The 18,938-nt window shown below is 59.7% G+C and carries 14 protein-coding genes; 7 read left to right on the forward strand and 7 right to left on the reverse strand.

Annotated features, from left to right (window positions below; genetic code table 11):
* Positions 1–69 precede the first annotated feature (69 nt).
* Complete coding sequence (locus DHV10_RS13555) at positions 70–1,257, forward strand: tetratricopeptide repeat protein (RefSeq protein WP_162601506.1); 1,188 nt, start codon at positions 70–72, stop codon at positions 1,255–1,257.
* 395 nt (positions 1,258–1,652) lie between these two features.
* Here DHV10_RS13555 and DHV10_RS13560 read toward each other — a convergent pair whose 3' ends face one another.
* Entirely contained in the window at positions 1,653–4,994 is a 3,342-nt protein-coding gene (locus DHV10_RS13560; RefSeq protein WP_239461632.1) for a TonB-dependent receptor, read from the reverse strand.
* Between the two features lie 661 nt (positions 4,995–5,655).
* Positions 5,656–6,810, reverse strand: coding sequence for an NAD(P)-binding domain-containing protein (locus DHV10_RS13565; RefSeq protein ID WP_109486901.1), 1,155 nt, complete (start codon positions 6,808–6,810; stop codon positions 5,656–5,658).
* Between the two features lie 334 nt (positions 6,811–7,144).
* On the opposite strand from DHV10_RS13565, the gene DHV10_RS13570 reads away from it, so the two are divergent.
* The 3 genes from DHV10_RS13570 to DHV10_RS13580 all read left to right on the forward strand — a co-directional run bounded on the left by DHV10_RS13570 (position 7,145) and on the right by DHV10_RS13580 (position 11,033).
* The gene (locus tag DHV10_RS13570) at positions 7,145–9,283 is read left to right on the forward strand and encodes a GH92 family glycosyl hydrolase (RefSeq protein ID WP_239461635.1); all 2,139 of its coding nucleotides are present in this window, start codon (positions 7,145–7,147) and stop codon (positions 9,281–9,283) included.
* A 125-nt stretch (positions 9,284–9,408) separates the two neighbouring features.
* A complete protein-coding gene (locus tag DHV10_RS13575) occupies positions 9,409–10,203 on the forward strand; it encodes a hypothetical protein (RefSeq protein ID WP_109486903.1) in 795 nt (264 codons plus the stop codon).
* A gap of 92 nt (positions 10,204–10,295) precedes the next feature.
* Complete coding sequence (locus tag DHV10_RS13580) at positions 10,296–11,033, forward strand: copper homeostasis protein CutC (RefSeq protein WP_109486904.1); 738 nt, start codon at positions 10,296–10,298, stop codon at positions 11,031–11,033.
* 32 nt (positions 11,034–11,065) lie between these two features.
* On the opposite strand, the gene DHV10_RS13585 is transcribed toward DHV10_RS13580, so the two are convergent.
* On the reverse strand, positions 11,066–12,442 hold the full coding sequence (locus DHV10_RS13585; protein WP_109486905.1) for an alpha-L-fucosidase: 1,377 nt from the start codon (positions 12,440–12,442) through the stop codon (positions 11,066–11,068).
* 109 nt (positions 12,443–12,551) lie between these two features.
* Between DHV10_RS13585 and DHV10_RS13590 the strand changes: the two genes are divergently transcribed.
* Together DHV10_RS13590 and DHV10_RS13595 are read left to right on the forward strand one after the other, a co-directional pair.
* Positions 12,552–12,998, forward strand: coding sequence for a MarR family winged helix-turn-helix transcriptional regulator (locus tag DHV10_RS13590; protein WP_162601507.1), 447 nt, complete (start codon positions 12,552–12,554; stop codon positions 12,996–12,998).
* Positions 12,995–14,629, forward strand: a complete 1,635-nt coding sequence (locus DHV10_RS13595) for a chloride channel protein (RefSeq protein ID WP_109486906.1) — start codon at positions 12,995–12,997, stop codon at positions 14,627–14,629. Before DHV10_RS13590 ends, DHV10_RS13595 begins: the two co-directional genes overlap by 4 nt.
* Positions 14,630–14,731: 102 nt before the next feature.
* On the opposite strand, the gene DHV10_RS13600 is transcribed toward DHV10_RS13595, so the two are convergent.
* The 4 genes from DHV10_RS13600 to DHV10_RS13615 all read right to left on the reverse strand — a co-directional run bounded on the left by DHV10_RS13600 (position 14,732) and on the right by DHV10_RS13615 (position 17,134).
* Positions 14,732–15,541, reverse strand: coding sequence for a DUF899 domain-containing protein (locus DHV10_RS13600; RefSeq protein ID WP_109486907.1), 810 nt, complete (start codon positions 15,539–15,541; stop codon positions 14,732–14,734).
* A 184-nt stretch (positions 15,542–15,725) separates the two neighbouring features.
* Positions 15,726–16,265, reverse strand: coding sequence for a DinB family protein (locus DHV10_RS13605; protein ID WP_109486908.1), 540 nt, complete (start codon positions 16,263–16,265; stop codon positions 15,726–15,728).
* 42 nt (positions 16,266–16,307) lie between these two features.
* Positions 16,308–16,763, reverse strand: a complete 456-nt coding sequence (locus DHV10_RS13610) for an SRPBCC family protein (protein ID WP_109486909.1) — start codon at positions 16,761–16,763, stop codon at positions 16,308–16,310.
* Positions 16,763–17,134: an ArsR/SmtB family transcription factor gene (locus DHV10_RS13615; protein ID WP_109486910.1), complete on the reverse strand. Its 372-nt coding sequence runs from the start codon at positions 17,132–17,134 to the stop codon at positions 16,763–16,765. The genes DHV10_RS13610 and DHV10_RS13615 overlap by 1 nt, the downstream gene beginning before the upstream one ends.
* Before the next feature lie 111 nt (positions 17,135–17,245).
* Between DHV10_RS13615 and DHV10_RS13620 the strand changes: the two genes are divergently transcribed.
* Positions 17,246–18,886 carry an alpha-L-fucosidase gene (locus DHV10_RS13620; RefSeq protein WP_109486911.1) on the forward strand — a complete coding sequence of 547 codons (1,641 nt, stop codon included), beginning with the start codon at positions 17,246–17,248 and terminating at the stop codon, positions 18,884–18,886.
* Positions 18,887–18,938: the final 52 nt, after the last annotated feature.

Below are 18,938 nucleotides of genomic sequence, written 5' to 3' on the forward strand. Positions count from 1 at the left end.
AGCGGGGGCATCTGGCTTCGTGAGGAAACGACGTTGGCCAGAGCTCAATCGGGAATGAGGCATCATCGAGTGCCTCTCGCTGCGACAACTCTGATTTCGATGGTGAAGCGGCTTCTGTGTGGCGGGTGTTTGACGCTTGGCCTGAGCGTGAACCTGTTTGCGCAGACTGATCCGGGACAAGTGGCGTTTTCGCTGGAGCGTGAGGGGAGGCTCGCGGAGGCTGAAGAAGCGTGGGGCAAGCTGGCGCGCGAGAACCCGACGAAAGCGGAGCCGCTCGCACATCTCGGGCTGATTGAGTCGAAGCAAGGGCGGTACTCCGAGGCGATCGGCAAATATCGCAAAGCCATGGCTCTCGATCCGAGGATGCCGGGATTGCGGCTGAATCTCGGGTTGGCGCTGTTTAAAGCGGGCGAATATCAACAGGCAATCGCGGATTTGGTTCCGCTGCTGCGGGCGCAACCGGGGAATCCGCAACTTACGATTCTTGTCGGAATGTCGCACTACGGGTTGGGGCAGTATGCAGAGGCGTCGCGACTGCTGAAGGGCGCCGTGAGCCAGGATCCGCAGAATCTGACGTTGCTGCTGACGCTGGCGCATAGCTGCCTCTGGTCGAAGGACTACGCGTGTGTGCAAGATGCATTTCACAGGATTGTGGCGTTGAATGCGGACTCAGCCGAAGCGGAGATGCTGATGGGCGAGGCGCTCGACGAGATGAAGGATCACGAGGGCGCGGTGCGGCAGTTCAGGGCAGCGGCTAAGGTGAATGCGAAGGAGCCCAATGTGCACTTCGGGCTTGGGTATCTGCTGTGGACCAAGGGCCAGTATCCGGAGGCGGCGAGCGAGTTTGAGGCCGAGCTGGCGAATGACCCTCAGCATCTGCAGGCAATGCTCTATCTTGGCGACGCAAAGATGCAGATGAACCAGTTTGAGGAGGCGCGGCCAGTGCTGGAGAGGGTGGCGCAGTCAGAGCCTGCAAATGGCATGGCGCATCGTGACCTGGGGATTGTGCTTGCGGAGCAGGGGCGAAAAGATGAGGCTCTGAAGGAGTTTCAGACAGCGATCCGGATCAATCCGAAAGATGTGAACGCGCACTACCGGTTGGCGAGACTGTATCGCGCGATGGGTAAGACCGCGGAAGCAAAGGCGGAGTTCGCAAAGGCAAGCGGGTTGAACAAGGCGGAAGATGAGAGGCTGCTGAAGGTGATGTCGACGATTCCTTCGGGGGCAGCGAAGCCGGAGTCGACGCCGAAACAGTAGTTCGATGACATATGCGGCTTGGAGCTCTGCCTGCTAGTTCCCTTCCCTTCGCGGCAGAGCAAGTGCAGTCATGTTGCGGAGGCTAAGCCCCCCATTCCTATCAGAAGGCTCTTTCGGCACGACTAAACAGGTTGCTGAAATGCGCCGGTCTTGCCAAGACTCATCGAAACCGTCCCGCAGCGGCTAAAGCCGCGCTCTCATTGCACCCCTTCTCGGCACAGATAAATCTGTGCCCTTTCAAAACGCAGCCGTTTCGGACTTTTGCAGAACCTGTAAAGTCGTGCCCTGACGCTTATTGCTTCCCTCTGCTTTTATGGTTAGGAGTTTGTGCGGGAAGGAGCAAAAAAGAAGGCCGGAGCGGAGGCTCCGGCCGATTCAGGAGAGTTACACGGCGCTCAGAAGATGAACTTGGCGCCGAGTTGGATGCGACGGGGTGAGTGACCGCTGGTGACTTCGCCGAAGCCGGAACCACCGTAGAACGGTGAATCGCTGAGCGAAGCATCAACTCCCGAGAAGCTCTCGTGGTTGAAGGCGTTGAAGAATTCGCCGCGAAGCTGAAGCGAGAGGCGCTCGGCGATGCGGGTGTTCTTGATTGCTGCGAGATCCCAGTTCTCGTAACCGGGTCCGAGCAGGCTGCCCGAGCGTTCCGTACCCCAGTGGTTGACTGCGGGAGCGAAAGCGCCGGTGGTAAACCAGGCACCAACACTCTTCGTCAGGTGAACAGCACCGATCTGATCAGGACGTGTACCCGCTCTGCCTGTGCCGACGTGCGCGCCGTTCGGATCCCAGGGATCGAACGGTTGGCTGACGGAGAAGTTCTGGCCGGAGAAGAACTGGGTGATGCCGGAAACTTCCCATCCGCCTGCGACTCTGCCGATGAGACCAGCCTGATTGGTGTGGAAGGGCAGGTCGTAAACGTAGTTGGCGGTGAAGGTGTGGGGCTGGTTGTAGGTTGCCGGACCGTAGTCGAGCTTGAAGTCGTACTGATAGGTGGAGTAGGTATCGCGATCAGCAGACTGCGTCGTCAGGTCCTTCGACCAGGTGTATGCCATGCCGACCTGGAGACCGTGCGAGTGGTGGTTGAGGCTGACCTGTAGCGAGTTGTAGTTGTTGGTGTAGAACGGTCCGCGATCGCGAATGGTTGAGTATCCGGCATAGGGACGAAGCGCATTGGTCTGCGTTGTCGGAGCCGCCTGCACGGAAGCGATTGTGGGCTGATTCAGGTCGAACTGGCCGAGCAGGTGACGCGCGAGCGCGCCAACGTACGCGGTTTCGAGGACGGTGCTGGGCAGAATTTCGCGCTGGATGCTCAGGTTGAAGTTGGAGTATCTGGGCACGAAGAACGCCGGGTTTCCAGTGGCGACGAGCAGGTTGGGGCCGTAGCTGACGGAAACCGTGCCGGCGTTGATGTTGTCGAACTTGGTGGTGTTGATCGTCCTGCCCTGGGCGAGCGGCGGGTTTGTGAACGCGTTCTGCTCCCAGATGCCGTTGAGCAGGCGGTCATAGAAGACGCCGAAGCCGCCGCGAACAACCATCTTGCCGTTGCCAGTGAGGTCGTAGGAGAAGCCGAGACGCGGAGCGAAGTTGGAGTTGTAATTCGGATTGACATACGCGCCGAAGGGCGAGCACGACGCGATGGGCGAGAGCTTCTGCGCGTTTGTGCAAGCAGCGCCTTTGGGGAAGATCAGCCCGTTGGTGTAGGTGGCCGGCTGGAGCAGGAAGCCGTTGACATACTGGCCTGCGACGAAGTTGCCGGTTGCGGGGTCGATCTTAGGCGCATTCGCTGCGTTGTAGAACTTCGGATCGAAGTTGGACAGCGTGTTCTTTACGTCTGTGACCGAGGGCAGCCTGCTCCAGCGCACGCCAAGGTTGATTGTGAGGCGCGGCGTGATCTTCCAGTCATCCTGAACGTAGGCTTCGGTGTTGATGAAGTGGAGGTCAGGGATGATGTCGGGTAGCGTCTGCGTGAAGCTGGAAACGTTGCCGACCAGGAAGTCGCCCCAGGAGTTGAAGCTGAAGTTCGGCTCGCCGTTGACTGCGTTTTCGGTCTTGATCATCTGCTGGATCTGGAAACCGGTACGCAGAGTGTGCTTGCCGAGGTTGAACGAGAGGTTGTCGAAGTACGTGCGGTCGAGGTTGCGCTCGTTCCAGGGCGACGAACCTGCGTTAAAGCCGGTAACGCCGGTGATGGAGATGGCCGGCACCTTGCCGTAGGGATCGGGCGACCACTGATTGGTGAGTGCACTGTTGATGGCGGCGGATGTCGCAAACTGGTTGGGCTTGATCTGCGAGAAGTAGGTGCCCTGCGAGTAGGCGAACTCGAATTCGTTTACGACCTTGGGGTTGATGGTCCAGGTGAGATTGCCGACGGCGTTCTTGCCGGGCGAGTTGACGAGTGTGTCGACGAGACCGGGGTAGTTCGAACCCGCCCAGAGGCCTTCTGGGTTGTCCACCGGCATGGTGTCGTTCATGTAGCGGGCGTAGAAGTGGATCTTGTCGGTGAAGTAGTGATCGACGCGAGCGATGTCGTCGCGGAAGTTGTTGAGGTTGGAGGACGAGAACGTGTATCGCGAGCCGTCGTTGGCCGGGTATTTATCGAAGACGTTCGTCAGGTAGACCTTGGAGTTCGCGCTGTAGCAGCTTGGCGAAATCGTGGTGGTGTCGCTGGCTGCGTTGTATGTGGCACACCCGGCCGGAGCTCCAGTGAAGTTGCCCTTCACTACGCCGTTCAGCATGTCCTGCGAGGCCGCCGGCATGCTGTCGCCGCCGGGAGTGCTGATTTTACGCCACTCTTCGGACCAGAAGAAGAAGGTCTTGGTCTTGCTGGAGTTGTAGTGATCGGGGATGAAGATGGGGCCACCGATGGTGAACCCGTACACATTGTGATGATTGACAGGGTTCTTGTTCGGCTCGCCGTTCTCGGCCTGGGTGCGCTTGTTGAACCATTCGTTGGCGTCGAGAGCGGTGTTGCGAAGGAACTCGTAGGCGGTGCCGTGGAAGGAGCTGGTGCCACTCTTGGTGGCAACGACAACCTGACCGCCACCGGAGCGTCCGTAGCCGGCGTCGTAGGTGCCGCGGGCAAGAGTGAACTCCTGGATGGCGTCGACGTTCGGTGCGTTGGTCACGGTGAGGTTAGAACCGGAGTCGTTGATGTCAGAGCCATCGACGGTCCAGTTGTTGGCGCCGACGCGGGCTCCGTTGACAGACATGCCGGTGTAGCCGGGACCTGTTTCGTCGCCCATTTCGCTGACTACGCCCGGCTGCAGCGTGACGAGTTGCTGGAAGTTGCGGCCGGCAAGCTCGAGTTCGCGGATCTGCGTGCCGGTTATCGTTCCGGCCTGCGCGCTGGACTCGGTATCGACGTTGACGGCAGCAGCCTCGACGGTGACCGTGGTGCTGGTAGAGCCGGTCTTCATCTGAACGTTCAGGCCGCGCTTCTCGGCAACGTTGAGAACGACGTTCTTGGCGACGAATGTCTCGAAGCCTTGTGAGGAGACGTTCAGGTTGTAAGTGCCGGCGGGCAGACTCGTGATTGAGTAGTTGCCGGAGGCGTCGGACTGAACGGTCCTGACTGCATGTGTCGCGGCTTCGGTTATGGTGACGGCCGCGTTGGGAATCACCGCGCCAGTGCTGTCGGTGACCACGCCGGTTAATGTCGCCGTGAGCTGCTGGGCGCTCGATACACCTGCGGACGCGCAGAACAGCAGCGCGAGCAGAGCAACAATGGTCGCTTTCAAGTTACAGATCTTCGGGAAACCAGGGGCGGCGTGGGGACGCCTCACTGAAACGCTCCGATTGAGGTCAATCATTGCCATCGCACCTTTCATTTGAGATCTCGTAGTCTCGCGCGCGAGCGCGCACTGTGGTTCAAGAGCCTTCAGGCAAATGGCTCCTGGATGGGTTCGCCAGGGGATTTCGCGAAGAGACTGGCAGCAGTACTGACCGTCCGCTGCATCGAACTACAGGTCGTTTCCGACTCGCGAGTCGAGCCGTTCGTTTGAAGATGCACTTCGCCTCCCAAGGTTGTTGCAAGGCCGGCTCTCGTAATCTGCGCATCGCCGGCATGTAATCGGCCCTGTTCCGCAGGCCACACGTATTTCGCGGAAGGGCGCTTTATGCGTTGGGGAGAAGATACGACGATCTTGGCAGGATTTCAACTAGAAAATGATCATTAACGTATAAAACAATCAACCCGCGCTGAAAAGCGCTGCCCGTTCGATCATTCCGCATTGACTTTTGATCACATTGCCTGTAGCTGATATTTGAGCGAAGAGCGGCGGAATAGTGCCACCAGACGGTTCTCAGGTCGCCAGGGATGGCGAAGGGATTCGTGGCTGCGCTCTGGTACGGGGTTCTGAGCTGAACTTTGTCTGCCGTCGTGCGGGGGTGGGGACGGGGCTAAAAGGCTTTCAGTAACTCGGCAGCGGCGAAGTGGGTTCCGGAGATGAAGTTGAGGAGGGGACCGAAGCTCCAGGCGGCAGGCTTTCCGGCGAAGTGGAGACCGGGAACCGAGGACTCGAGGGCGCGGGTGAGGACCGGGCTGCCGGCAGAGGTTCGCAGGGCCTGGGAGATGGACGCGTCGAGGAACTTGTAGCGCGAAACATCGGCGCGATAGCCGGTGGCTACGATGACGTGATCGACGAGGCGCTCGGTGGAGTCGCTGAGCTTGAGCTTGACTGTGTCGCCCTGAAGATCGACGGAGGTGACGAGGCGATCGAGGGTCATGGAAACCGCTTGGAGTTGCGGCTTTTGCCATCCGGTGCCTGCGGGACGCGTGGCGCGGTGGCTGAGCGGATCCTGAAGGCTGCGCGGCAGTTTGCGGAAGAGATTGGGGAAACCGACAAGTCGACTGAGGCCTGCAGGGCCGACATCGAAGTTGGAGTAAAGGCACCAGGAGATGGGGCCGAGCTTATGCAGCCAGGCGTTCTGGCCGACCCAGCGAATCTCTTTCTGGCGACCAATGACCTCGACATCTGCTTCGAAGGCTTTGAGAATCCTGGCTGCGTCGAGCGCGCTTTGTCCGCTGCCGATGACAGCTATGCGCTTTCCGCGAAAGCGGCTGAGATCGCTGTGGTCTGAGGTGTGGGTCACATGCGACTTGGGGTTGCCTTCGAACTCACGGGGCATCCAGGGGAAGTGGGCGATGCCTGTGGCGACGATGACGCGACGAGCTTTGAGTTGTGATCCGTTGTCGAGGGAGACTTTGAAGCCGTTGCCATTCTTCTCGACGTTTCTGACCTCCGTGCGCTGCAACTCGGGCAGAGCTTTCTTCTGATACCACTCGCCGTATTGGACGAAGTTCTGGAGGGGAATGGGCTGCCCGAATTTGGCGCCCGTGTCTGCCTTGAAGTGATCGAGTGTGAGCTTTGTGCTTGGATCGGAGATGTGCGAGGCGGCCCAGTTGGAGCGGAGGTACATTCCGGCGGGCATGTGATCGCGCCAGAAGCTCATGGGGTCGCCGAAGATGCCGACGCTGCGGCCTTTATTTTTGAGCCAGGCTCCTGACGACAGTCCAAAAGGCCCTGCGCCGATGATGGCGACATCTACGTCCATGAATTCAGATGACTCCGCTGTTTCTCAATTGTAGAGATCTCCGATCATCTTCAAATCCTACCGAGGTGCGGTGGGCCGGTTACGATGGTCGCGACAGTGAGGATTACTTATTGGGGAGTTGCAGGCAGCTTTGTTTCGGGATCAAAAATCAGAGTGCCGCTTGTTTGCGTGACCCGATGCACCTCCATCCGACGGAAAGAGACTTTGCTTATATCATTCGTCTGGAACACAGGGACGGTGACCGTTGAGCTTTTTCCGAAGGGCAAGCAGCAGAACTAAGTCATTCTCAACCGGACGGGCGATACTCATTCTTCTCTTCCTATCGTGGCTGAGCGTGGCGGCATTCGCACAGGTTGAGTACGTTGATCCGTCGATTGGCAACATCGGAATACTGCTGGAGCCGACGCGGCCCGCGGTCTACCTGCCGAACAGCATGGTGCGGTTTTATCCGATTCGGAAAGACGCGACGGACGACAAGATTGCTTCGTTTCCGCTGACGATCAGTTCGCATCGTCAGCCGGAGTTGTTCAGCATCATGCCGGGGGATGGATCGGCGGCGGCATACGACCAGGAGATCACCACTCCTTACTACTATTCGGTGCGATTCGACGATTCCCTGGTGCGGACGGAGTTCACTCCGACGGAGCGGTGCGGGTATTTTCGGTTTACGTTCCCGAAGGGGCGGGGATCGGTTGTTGTTGAGAATCGGCAGGAGGGGAGTTTACAGAAGGCGGACAAGGGCGCGGTGATCGGGCAGGAATCGGTGGATGGACTGACGGCGTACGTCTATGGGGAGTTCAGCGCGCCGACTGAGGTGAGTTCAGGCGGATCGGGAAAGAAGAGCCGGGTGACGGTGACCGCGGGTGTGAAGATGCTTGAGTTCCGGTACGGGATTTCGTTCATCAGCGTGGACCAGGCGGAGAAGAATCTGCGCAGGGAGATTCCGGATTGGGGCTTCGATCGCGTGAAAGATGCTGCCAAGGCGCGGTGGAATGAGACGCTGGGGCGGATCGCGGTTGAGGGCGGGACGGAAGCGCAACGGCGGATTTTCTACACGGCTCTGTATCGGTCGTCGGAGCGCATGATCAACATCAGCGAGGACGGGCAGTACTACAGCGCGTTCGATCACAAAGTGCATCGGGATGCGCGGCCGTTTTACGTCGATAACTGGCTGTGGGATACGTTTCGCGCATTGGAACCCTTGCAGACGCTGCTGAATCCGGATGTACAGGCTGACAAGCTGCAGTCGTATGTGCGGATGTATGAGCAATCGGGGATTATGCCAACGTTTGCGCTGGCGCAGGGAAACTATGCCTGCATGAATGGGAATCACTCGGCCCCGTTCTTTGCGGATGCATGGTTCAAGGGGGTGCGGAATTTTGATCTCGCTACGGCATATGAGGGAATTCGAAAGCGATCGCTCGAGGATACGCTGCTGCCGTGGCGGCTGGGGCCGAAGGGGCCGCTGGACGATTTCTACAATGCGCACGGGTATATGCCTGCGCTTCGGCCGGGAGAGAAGGAGACGGATCCGCACGTGCATCCGTTTGAGAAGCGGCAGCCTGTGCCGGTGACGCTGGAGAACAGCCTCGACGACTGGGAGATCGCGCAGATTGCTCGTGAGTTGAAGAAGACTGAGGATGAAAAGCTTTTTCTCGGGCGCGCGGCCAATTACAGAAACTTGTTTCGCGCAGATAAAGAATTAATGTGGCCGAAGGATGCGGAGGGCAAGTGGATTGAGCCGCTCGATCCGAAGTTTGGCGGCGGCATGGGCGGCCGCGACTACTACGACGAGAACAACGGCTACACATACACGTGGGATGTGGCACAGGACTTCGACGGGCTGTTCACGATTATGGGCGGGACGAAAAAGGCTAAGGAGAATCTGGATCAGCTGTTTCGGGAACCGCTGGACAGATCAAAATACGAGTTCCAGGCGAAGTTTCCGGATTCGACGTCGATGGTGGGGCAGTTCTCGATGGGGAACGAACCGAGTTTTGCGATTCCGTATATCTACAACCGGCTGGGTGCGCCGTGGAAAACGCAGAAGCGGATTCGGATGCTGCTTGAGACGTTTTTCCGGGACACGCTGCACGGGATTCCCGGGGATGAAGATGGGGGCGGGATGAGCGCGTTTGTGGTGTTCTCAATGCTGGGCATCTATCCGGTGACGCCCGGGATTCCGACGTACGATGTGGGCAGCCCGGTATTCGAGAAAGCGACGATTCACCTGAAGAACGGCAAGGATTTCGTGATTGTGGCACATGGGGCGTCGCGCGAGAACAAGTATGTGCAGAGCATTCGACTGAATGGACAAATGCTGAACCAGGTGTGGTTCCGGCACGCCGATGTTGCGAACGGGGGAACTCTGGAGATCACGATGGGGAATACGCCGAACGTTGAGTTGGGTGCCGACCCGAAGACGTTTCCGCCGGACTCGCTGGCGACAAAGCCCGAAGAGTATCTGCGATAGGCGGGGGGAGCCGCGATGTTTTCCCGTTTACCGGCGGGGAGTATCATCGTTGCGTGGAATTCTGAAGTGCTTGTTGCCCGTTGCTCTGTTCCGAGAATCCCCTGCAAGGAAAAGGAGTCTGCACTATGAACTTCCAACCCCGTATCGCACTCTTTGCTTCAGCCGCGCTTGCGTTGACGCTCTCGGTTGCCGGCTGCAAATCGAACTCAACTCCTCAAAACCAGGCCACGACATCTCAGCCTGCGGCGAGCCAGCCGGCCTCGCCTGACGGCACTGCTCCGGCAGGCCAGGCGAGCGCGGGTCAACCAGCAGCGGGACAGGTGGGCGCGCCGGCAAGCCAGCAGGCCGTTGCGCCGGCTACTCCGCCACCGCCAGCAGTTGTGAACTTGCCGGAGGGGACCAGCATTCGCGTGCGACTCGACTCGGATCTCGGATCGAACATCTCGCATGCGGGCGACACGTTCACGGCGACTGTTGCCGATGACGTTATGAAGGGCGGCGAGGTTGTGATCGCGAAAGGGGCACGTGCTGAAGGGACTGTCGTGGATGCGAAGGCGCTCGGCAGGTTCAAGGGCGGCGCTGCTCTGGTGGTAAAACTCGATCGCGTGACATCGCGCTGGGGTTCGTACCCCGTTGAGACTGCCTCGATCTCTCAGGCACAGCAAGGCAAGGGGAAGCGCTCAGCGACGTTGATTGGCGGTGGCGCCGGGCTCGGCGCCTTGATCGGCGGACTGGCGGGCGGAGGCAAGGGCGCGGCGATCGGCGCACTCGCAGGAGGCGGTGCCGGCACAGCGGGTACGGCATTCACCGGCAACAAGCCGATTGTGTTGCCGGCGGAGACTCTGCTTACGTTCAAACTGGATCACTCGGTGCGGATCACGGAGCGGCACCGCGGCGATCCAGAGTTACAGCAGCGTTGATCTTGACCGAGCTTCAATGAGGCGGACCTTCGGGTCCGCTTCGTTGCGTATGACGCTAAGTTCATCGACGCGTCAGCACGTACACTTGAGTGATGAACGTTGAAATCTGCATCGATTCCGTCGAGTCGGCAATTGCTGCCGCGCGCGGCGGAGCAAACAGGGTGGAGCTCTGCAGCGCGCTGAGCGAGGGAGGCATCACACCCAGCGCAGGGCTCATCAGCGCTGTACGCGCTGCTGTCAAAATTCAGGTTTTTGTTATTATCCGGCCGCGAGGCGGCGATTTTGTATATTCCGATGCAGAGATGGATGTGATGGCGCGCGATATCGAAGAGGTGAAGGCGCGCGGAGTGGATGGGGTAGTGCTGGGAATGTTGACGCCCGGTGGTGAGATTGAGGTGGAGCGAACTCGCCGGCTGGTTGAACTCGCACGGCCTCTTGGCGTGACATTTCATCGGGCGTTTGACGTGTGCAACGATCTGGGGCGCGGACTGGAAGATGTGATCACCACTGGCGCGGATCGAATTCTCACTTCGGGTGGAGCGGCGGATGCGATGCAGGGCATGGACCGGCTCGCGCAATTGCAGCGCGATGCACGGGGCCGGATTTCGATCATGGCGGGCGGAGGGATACGGCCGGCGAATGTGCGGGCGTTGACGCTGCGGACGGGCTTAGAAGAAGTGCACTCGTCGCTGAGCCGAAGCTCGGATGAATCTGCGGAGATGGGGCAGAGCGGTAAGCGCACATATCTGGTGTTTGAGGATGATGTGCGGGCGTTCCGGGCGGCGATCGAGGCGACCGAGCTCGATGCGGAAAGCGAAGTGCGGCGATAGCGATTCAGCTTCCGATGAGGAACCGCTGATGCTCAGTGCGAACCGGGCTGGCTCCAGTTGTAGAGTTGGAATTCACGGATCTCGGCGGCTTCTGTGCTGGAGAGGATATTAAGGCGGACGCGCTTTGCGGTGACCGGAGCAAATGCGTCGATCTTCTTGTGGCCGATTGCCTGCCCTTCTGCGATGGCCTTCCACTTTTGATCGGGCTCGCTCCAGATTTCGATTGCGTATTTCTGAATGTGCTGGCCGTTGTTGAGCCGTTCCATGGTGAGGGCGTGGTCGAGCGTGACGGGATGATCGAACTGCACTTCGATGTCGGAGTGATGCGAGCCGGCAGGCGCTGACGAGAAGGTGTCGGAGTTGCCGTCCAGGGCGGCTGCGACTTCTTGAGACGAGGGCGGCAGGTGGTACATCGCGAGGTTGCCTTCCTCGCGTTTCTTCAGAGCAGAGCCGAATTCCTGAAGGCGCTTGACGTCGGAGTCGGGGAGAAGGCCGCGGTTGTCGGGCGCAAGGCCAAGCATGAGTTGCGCGCCGCGGCCGACTGTCTTGTCGTAGGTGTCGAGGAGCGTATAAAGGCTCTTGAGCGATGCTTCATCGTTTGGATGCCAGAACCAGTGCTTGTCGCGCAGCGGCGTGTCGGCCTCGACGGGACGCCAGCGGCGATAGCCGTGGCGGTCGATGACGTTCCAGTTTTCGTAATCGACGATGCCGGCTTCATTGCCTACCCAGCGGGCGTCGCCGTATTCGAAGAGGCCAGTGTCGGCAAAGACAACCGTGTTCGGCTGGTAGGTGCGCAGGGTCTCGATGATCTTGGGAAAGTTGTAGACGTGCCCGGCGCTGCCTGCGCCATCGAGCCAGAACTCGACGAGATCGCCGTAGCGCGTAGCGAGTTCTTCGAGTTCTGCGTTGTAGTACTTGTCGTACTCGGTGGAGTCTTTGTATTTCGGTTCGTGCCGATCCCACGGGGAGAGGTAGACGCCGAACTTGAGACCGTACTTACGGGCGGCGCGCGCGACATCGCCGACGAGATCGCCCTTGCCGCTCTTCCATGGGCTGCTTTTGATGCTGTAGTTGGTTTGCTCTGTAGGCCAGAGGCAAAAGCCATCGTGGTGCTTGGCAACGAGCACGACGTATCTCGCGCCGGAGTCGCGGACCGCTTTCATCCACTGCTCGGGATCGAATTGCGTGGGATTGAAGGTAGAAGGGCTGGCAGTGCCGTCACCCCATTCCTGGTTGAGGAAGGTGTTGGTGGAGAAGTGAATGATGACGCCGAACTCGAGGTCCTGCCATGCGACCTGATATGGGGCGGGACGAAGGTCGCCGGCTGCATCCTGTGCGAACGCATCGTGACCTGCAGTTGCGGCCAGTGCAAGCAGTATGGACCGTGCGATTGACGTCGATAGCTTCATCCCAAACTCCCGAGTGCATAGGGTAGAAACAGCAGCAGCTTACGCGATAGTACACGAACGTAATGGCAGCAGCTGCCGCAAGCACTGTATATCGTGTTACGATATATTTATGAAGAATGAGCTCGAAGAGTCCGCTCGCCTGCTGCACACGCTTGCTGATTTCCGCTACGAGTTGCGGCGCTTTCTGCAGTTCAGCGAGAACGCGGCGCAGGAAGCGGGCTTGCAGCCGCAGCAGCACCAGTTGCTTCTTCAGGTTGCGGGTGCGGCCCACGAGACGCCGGTGACGATTGCCTATGCGGCCAGCCGGCTGGGTCTCAAACACAACAGCACGGTCGAACTCGTCGACCGGTCGGAGCGAGAAGATTTGATCGAGCGAACCATCGATAAAGATGACAAGCGCCGCGCCATTCTGCGCCTGACGCGCAAGGGGCGGCAGGTGCTGCAGAAGCTTTCGGGGGAGCACGCGCGCGAACTCAATGAGATGGCGCCGAGGCTTGTGCGCGCACTGCGCCGGGTGCAGATGCACTCGGGCGCGCAGGTTGCGGAGGTGTTGTGAGGTCACGTCCGTCAGCTTTACGCGACTTTACCGTCGATCGACGCACATGGTCTTTGTCGGCGGTCGCCATTGTGATTGGAACCGGAGGAGCGGGGCTGGCCGTGGTGCTTCTGCGGTTGATTGCACTTGCAACCAACCTCTTCTACTACCATCGCGTGAGCTTCGAGCTAGTTGGACCGGCAGGATCGACGCAGCCGCACTCGTTGATGCTGATTATTCCAGTAGTCGGAGGGGTGATCGTCGGTTTCATGGCGCGGTACGGAACAGACAAGATCCGCGGACATGGTATTCCCGAAGCGATCGAGGCAATTCTGCTGAATGGCGCGCGCGTGCACCCGAAGGTTGCGGTGCTGAAGCCGATCTCGGCTGCGATTGCGATTGGCTCGGGCGGGCCGTTTGGCGCGGAAGGCCCGATCATCATGACGGGCGGCGCGTTCGGGTCGCTGGTGGCGCAGTGGTTGAAGTTGTCGGATGCGGAGCGTACTACGCTGCTGGTGGCGGGTGCTGCGGCCGGTATGTCGGCGACCTTTGCAACCCCAATCGCCGCGATTCTGATTGCGGTTGAGCTGCTGCTGTTTGAGTGGCGTCCGCGTTCGCTGGTGCCGGTTGCGGTGGCGAGCGTGACGGCAGGCGCACTGCGCATCTGGTGGCTGGGAGCGGGGCCACTGTTTCCTGTAGAACTGCCGGCGAACATTCATCTAGAGCAGTCGTTGTTCGTCGCCATTCCGCTTGGAATCCTGGTGGGGTTTGCGGCGGCTGGGCTGAGCCGCCTGATGTACGGGCTTGAAGACGCATTCGAACACTTCTGCGGGCATGTGCACATCCACTGGATGTGGTGGCCGGCGATTGGCGGAATCGGGATCGGGGTCGGCGGTTTCTTTTTCCCGCGCGGGCTGGGAGTGGGGTACGACAACATCGCGGAGCTACTGCGCGGCAATGCGCCGGTTGCGCTGCTGATCGGGCTAATCATCGCGAAGTCGCTGATGTGGGCGTTCTCTCTGAGCTCCGGTACTTCGGGCGGAGTGCTGGCGCCCCTGCTGATGATTGGAGCTGCGATTGGAGAAGGCGCGGCGCACCTGGCGGGCCTGCCGGGGCCGACGCAGGCACTGTGGGCGCTGATGGCGATGGGAGCAATGCTTTCAGGCGCACTGGGAGTGCCGCTGACGGCGGTTCTGTTTTCGCTTGAGCTGACACACGCTCTTCCGGCGATTTTGCCCCTGGTGCTGGCGTGTACAGCGTCATATCTGGTGACATCGCTCGTGATGTTGCGATCGATTCTGACGGAGAAGCTGGGCCGGCGCGGCTATCACCTGTCGCGCGAGTACGGCGTGGATCCGCTGGAACTTGTCACCGTATCTGAGGTGATGACGGAACTGCCTCCGGGCGACGAAGTAATCGTCGGCGAGATGCACTACCTACCAAACAACTACGTGTTCAGCGACGAGACGTGCCGGGCGGTTGCCGAGGAAATGGCTACAACCGGTTCGCTGACGCTGCTGGTTGTCGATCGCGACAGCAATCGTCTGGTGGGCAGCGTTGGCGCAGCGGAACTGCTGGCAGGACGCAGACGGGCTGTAAAGCGTGAACTGGAGCGCAGCATCGCGTTCCAGGTGGAGTTGCCAAGGCTCTAGCGCGACGCTGGCAGCCTTATTCAGGACCGCTGCGGCGCCTCGCAGCGGTCCCTCTTTTTTGGTCAGAACACGAGGCAACAGTGTTGCTGGCGAGCTCCCTGTCTACGAGTGAGATTCGCCGGAGCAGCAGGAGTGTTTCACGATCGCTGGCTGCTCGTAGCCCCGGTTCGGGTCAACGAAGTAGCTGCCCTCATACTTGTCGTGGTGGCGGACCCAGGACATGCTGTGCTTCAGGCCGTCTTCATCGCGGCCTTTCGGCACGAGGTCGAGAACGTTGTAGGTGCCAACGAGGATGTCGAGGCCGCGGCCGTAGCTCGAGTAGGTGTGATAGATGCGTCCGTCTGGATCTTTCTGGAAGACGCTCAAGCCTGGGCCCTCCTCGCTGCCGAAGGGTTGGTCCGTGTAGTTGTAGTGGACCTTGCCGGTGCTGCGCTCTTCCGGGGTGAAAGAGACGTGGTAGTCGTAGTTGAAATCGGTTCCGTAGGAAGAGACCCAGTGGAACTTCCAGCCCATGCGCTGCTTGAATGCCGCGATCTGCTGCCATGGCGCGCGGGCTACGACGGCGAACGTCACATCGCGATGCGCGAGGTGAATGGTCATGCCGTCATAGTGGTCTGACAGGTAGGAGCAGCTTGGGCATCCTTCGCTCCATCCGGGACCGAGCATGAAGTGATAGATCACCAGCTGGGTGCGGCCCTGGAAGAGATCCGCGAGCTTTTCCTTTCCGCGCGGACCGTCGAAGACATACTGCTTCTCGACTTCTTCGCGGGGGAGCTCTCGCCGTTGTCGGCTGAGCTCATCGCGCAGGCGGGTGAACTCCTTCTCTTTTTTCAGGAACTGCTTTCGCGCGGAAAGCCACTCTTCGTGCGAGACCGTCTTCGGCGTCGCGAGTTCTGGTGCTGCTGTCGTCATGAGGGACCTCTTCTGCTTCGTTTCGGGGAAGAAGCTTCCGCTTACTGCGTTTGAGGAACAGGGCTGCGGCCAGTGCGGTCACGCCGCCGGTTCCGGTGGCGGATCCGGCGATCACGGCAGCGGTGGCGAGGCAGAATGGGCACATGGAATTTCTCCAGGGGCAGACTGCGATTCCCTGCCCTGTTTACTTCTGCAGGAAGAGAGGCGGTTCATCGGCGCTCGGTCCCCAGGTGGCCGGAACGGGAATACTGAGCAGGCGCAGATAAACCGAGAACTGGCCGCGATGCTGGTACCAGTGGCTCAGCATGACATCGCGAATGAACTGCTGGCGGGGCATGGTCAGGGCTTCTTTTCCGGCGACGATCAGACGCCAGCTCTCAGCCATGGCTGCGTCGTCGAAAGAGGCGAGAATCTGCCGGACTGTCTCTATGCTCTCGTCGAGCGTCTTGAGGCATTCCTGGATGCTGGCGGGCTGAGGAAAGGTGGGCAGGCCCTGCACCTCTGCCGGATTCGGCTGGACCAGGCGGATTACACCTCCGGGAACGGACGCGAGGTGGTACGCGAGCTGGCCTGCGGTCATGGACTTGTCATGCGGTTTCCAAGTGAGCTTGTCTTCAGGCAGGCGCTCGATGAAGCGGCGGGTGATTGGGGCCTGCTGCTCGAATTCGGAGAGCAGTGCCCTGGCGGCGGAAGCAGAGACGGGAGGCGTTGCTACTGCGGACATAGAAAGCTCCTTCTGGTCTGGATTGTCTGGAAGTGGTCCGGACTATTTTGTGCGCTCGGCGCGCTCGCGGATCTTGCGATTGGTGTTGCCCCATCCGCCGCCCACACCCTTGCGGTGATCATCCTGGATAAGGCCAAAGCCGGAGTGGCGGAATTTGATGAGCGTTCCGCCCGGTTCTTCCGAGAGGCGGTACTGGACGTTGTTGGCAACGGGATAAGACATGAAGAGAGGACCGGAGAATTCGATGAGGTTGGGACGCTTGATCGCCTGAACGTGCGCCCAGCAGTGGCCGTCATCTTTGCCGAGGTCGCGATACCAGCGGCCGCCCGGCCATGCTTCGAGCACCATGGGCATGGCACGGCCTTCGCCCGCCTCATTTTCGGGTCCGAGCTGTTCGAGAAGAGCTTCGAAAGTGTCTTCGAGCGACGCGTGAACATGGATTTCCTGCTCGATCAGTAGCGTGAGGTCCTCGATGGTGTTAATTGCGTTGGCGATCATTACTCCTCCTTCTTTGGGGAACTGGAATCTGAAGATGCGGCGCGGCTGGCTGCCTTCTTTTCGGCGCGATCTTTCACGCGAAGGAGCTGGTGTGTCCAGTAGCGCTCAAACTCGCTGGCCCATTCATGCAGGGGCCTGATGCTTTCGGCATTGGTCCGGTAAAGTTTTTGACGGCCGCTGCAGCGCATGCGGACGAGCCCAGTGTCGCGAAGGACGCGGAGGTGCTTGGAGACAGAGGGCTGATCGACGCGGAGGCCATCGACGATCTCGTTGACGGAATATTCGCGGTCGGCGAGGAACAGCAGGATCTGGCGGCGACGCGGTTCGGCGATTGCGTTGAAGGCGTCGGAAGTGGTTGCTGCCCTGGCCATGGATGAATCATATGCCCATATCGGCATATGTCAAGCGCTATTCGTCACAAACTGCCGGCTGAAATGTAAGCGTTTGCAGGGTGTTCGGTGATCAATTAGGATTCCGACCGTATGAGAAAGCTACTCTTCGCTCTTCCTGCAGTTCTTCTGCTTGCGTCTCCAGCGCTTTTCGCACAAACGAGTTCTTCGTCTGACCCGCTTGCTCCAACGCAGGACGTTAAGACTGCCGAGCAGATCGATCGCGAGTGGCAGCAGTCGGTGAGCAAGTATGACGCGGAGCGCAATCGCCTTCTGGCCGAGGCCGATCGCGTGTCGCACAACGGCCCGTACAGGCCGGACTGGGCGACGCTAATCAAGTATGAGCAGCCGCAGTGGTACAAGGATGCGAAGTTCGGGATTTTCATTCACTGGGGCGTGTATTCGGTTGCAGCGGCGGAGAACGAGTGGTATCCGCGCAACATGTACAACCCGAAGGATGGCGCTTACAAAAATTTCCAGGCGCACTTTGCAAACGGCGATCCTGCGAAGGGGTACAAGGATCTGATTCCGCAGTTCAAAGCGGAGCATTTCAACGCGACGGAATGGGCGAAGCTCTTCAAGGAGGCGGGCGCGCAGTATGTGGTGCCGGTGGCAGAGCATCACGATGGCTTCTCGATGTACGACTCAGGCCTGTCGGACTGGACAGTGGTGAAGATGGGGCCGAACCGGGATACGCTGGGCGAACTGGCGGCCGCGGTGCGTGCACAGGGGCTGCACTTCGGGCTGAGTTCGCATCGCGCGGAGCACAATTTCTTCTACTCATTCGGGCGTGTGAACCGGTCGGATGTCAATGATCCGAAGTACGCGTCACTGTACGGCCCGGCGCATCAGTGGCTCGAGCCAGGCAGCGACGAGCACGGCATGATGAACGACTGGACGTATGTGAGCGAGGCGTGGACGAGGGACTGGCTGGCGCGCGATACGGAGTTGGTGGAGAAGTACAAGCCGGAGATTGTGTACTTCGACTGGTGGATCGGGCAGCCGAACTTCCGCCGTGCCGTGACGGAGTTTGCGGCTTTCTATTACAACTACGCAGCGGCCCACAACTCGACGGCTGTTATCGACTTTAAAGATTACTCGCTGAACTGGAAGGCGGCTACGCGCGACTTTGAACGTGGACAGCAGGACAAAATCATCGCAGACCACTGGCAGACAGACACGTCGATCAGCAATGCGTCGTGGGGATACATTGAGCACGACACGTTCAAGTCGCCTGAATTCCTTGTGCATCAGTTGGTTGACATTGTGAGCAAGAACGGGAACCTGCTGCTGAATTTCGGGCCGCGTTCGGACGGGACGATTCCGGACGAGGTGCAGAATACGCTGCGGGAGATGGGCGCGTGGCTGAAGGTGAACGGCGAGGCGATCTACGGCACAACAACATGGAAGACATTTGGTGAGGGCCCGACGAAGGTGGTTGGCGGGGCGTTCCACGATACGGATACGAAGCCTTACACGCCGGAGGACTTCCGCTTTACGGCGAAGGGCAATGCGGTGTACGCAATCGGCATGGCATGCCCGGCGGATGGCAAGGGAACGATCCACGCGCTCGGAACATCGCATGAAGGCGGAGCGCTCGCGTTGGGAAACGTTGAACTGCTCGGGTCGACGGAGAAGGTCAGCTTTAACCAGACTGCAGATGGACTCGAGGTGACGCTGCCGGCCGGCGCTCAGTGTAAATACGCGTACGCGCTGAAGCTCACTGCGAAGTAGGTACGGCATCGGCTGGCGGTGCGTGACCCCATTCACCTCGCCGGCATTGATT

The organism is Occallatibacter savannae (genome assembly GCF_003131205.1).
In the GTDB taxonomy this organism is placed as follows: Bacteria; Acidobacteriota; Terriglobia; order Terriglobales; family Acidobacteriaceae; genus Telmatobacter; species Telmatobacter savannae.

Bases quoted from the DNA above. Each gene is read 5' to 3' on its own strand.
- DHV10_RS13565 (WP_109486901.1), bottom strand. From the start codon at position 6,810: ATGGACGTAGATGTCGCCATCATCGGCGCAGGGCCTTTTGGACTGTCG.
- DHV10_RS13575 (WP_109486903.1), top strand. From the start codon at position 9,409: ATGAACTTCCAACCCCGTATCGCACTCTTTGCTTCAGCCGCGCTTGCG.
- DHV10_RS13580 (WP_109486904.1), top strand. From the start codon at position 10,296: ATGAACGTTGAAATCTGCATCGATTCCGTCGAGTCGGCAATTGCTGCC.
- DHV10_RS13585 (WP_109486905.1), bottom strand. From the start codon at position 12,442: ATGAAGCTATCGACGTCAATCGCACGGTCCATACTGCTTGCACTGGCC.
- DHV10_RS13590 (WP_162601507.1), top strand. From the start codon at position 12,552: ATGAAGAATGAGCTCGAAGAGTCCGCTCGCCTGCTGCACACGCTTGCT.
- DHV10_RS13600 (WP_109486907.1), bottom strand. From the start codon at position 15,541: ATGACGACAGCAGCACCAGAACTCGCGACGCCGAAGACGGTCTCGCAC.
- DHV10_RS13605 (WP_109486908.1), bottom strand. From the start codon at position 16,265: ATGTCCGCAGTAGCAACGCCTCCCGTCTCTGCTTCCGCCGCCAGGGCA.
- DHV10_RS13610 (WP_109486909.1), bottom strand. From the start codon at position 16,763: ATGATCGCCAACGCAATTAACACCATCGAGGACCTCACGCTACTGATC.
- DHV10_RS13615 (WP_109486910.1), bottom strand. From the start codon at position 17,134: ATGGCCAGGGCAGCAACCACTTCCGACGCCTTCAACGCAATCGCCGAA.
- DHV10_RS13620 (WP_109486911.1), top strand. From the start codon at position 17,246: ATGAGAAAGCTACTCTTCGCTCTTCCTGCAGTTCTTCTGCTTGCGTCT.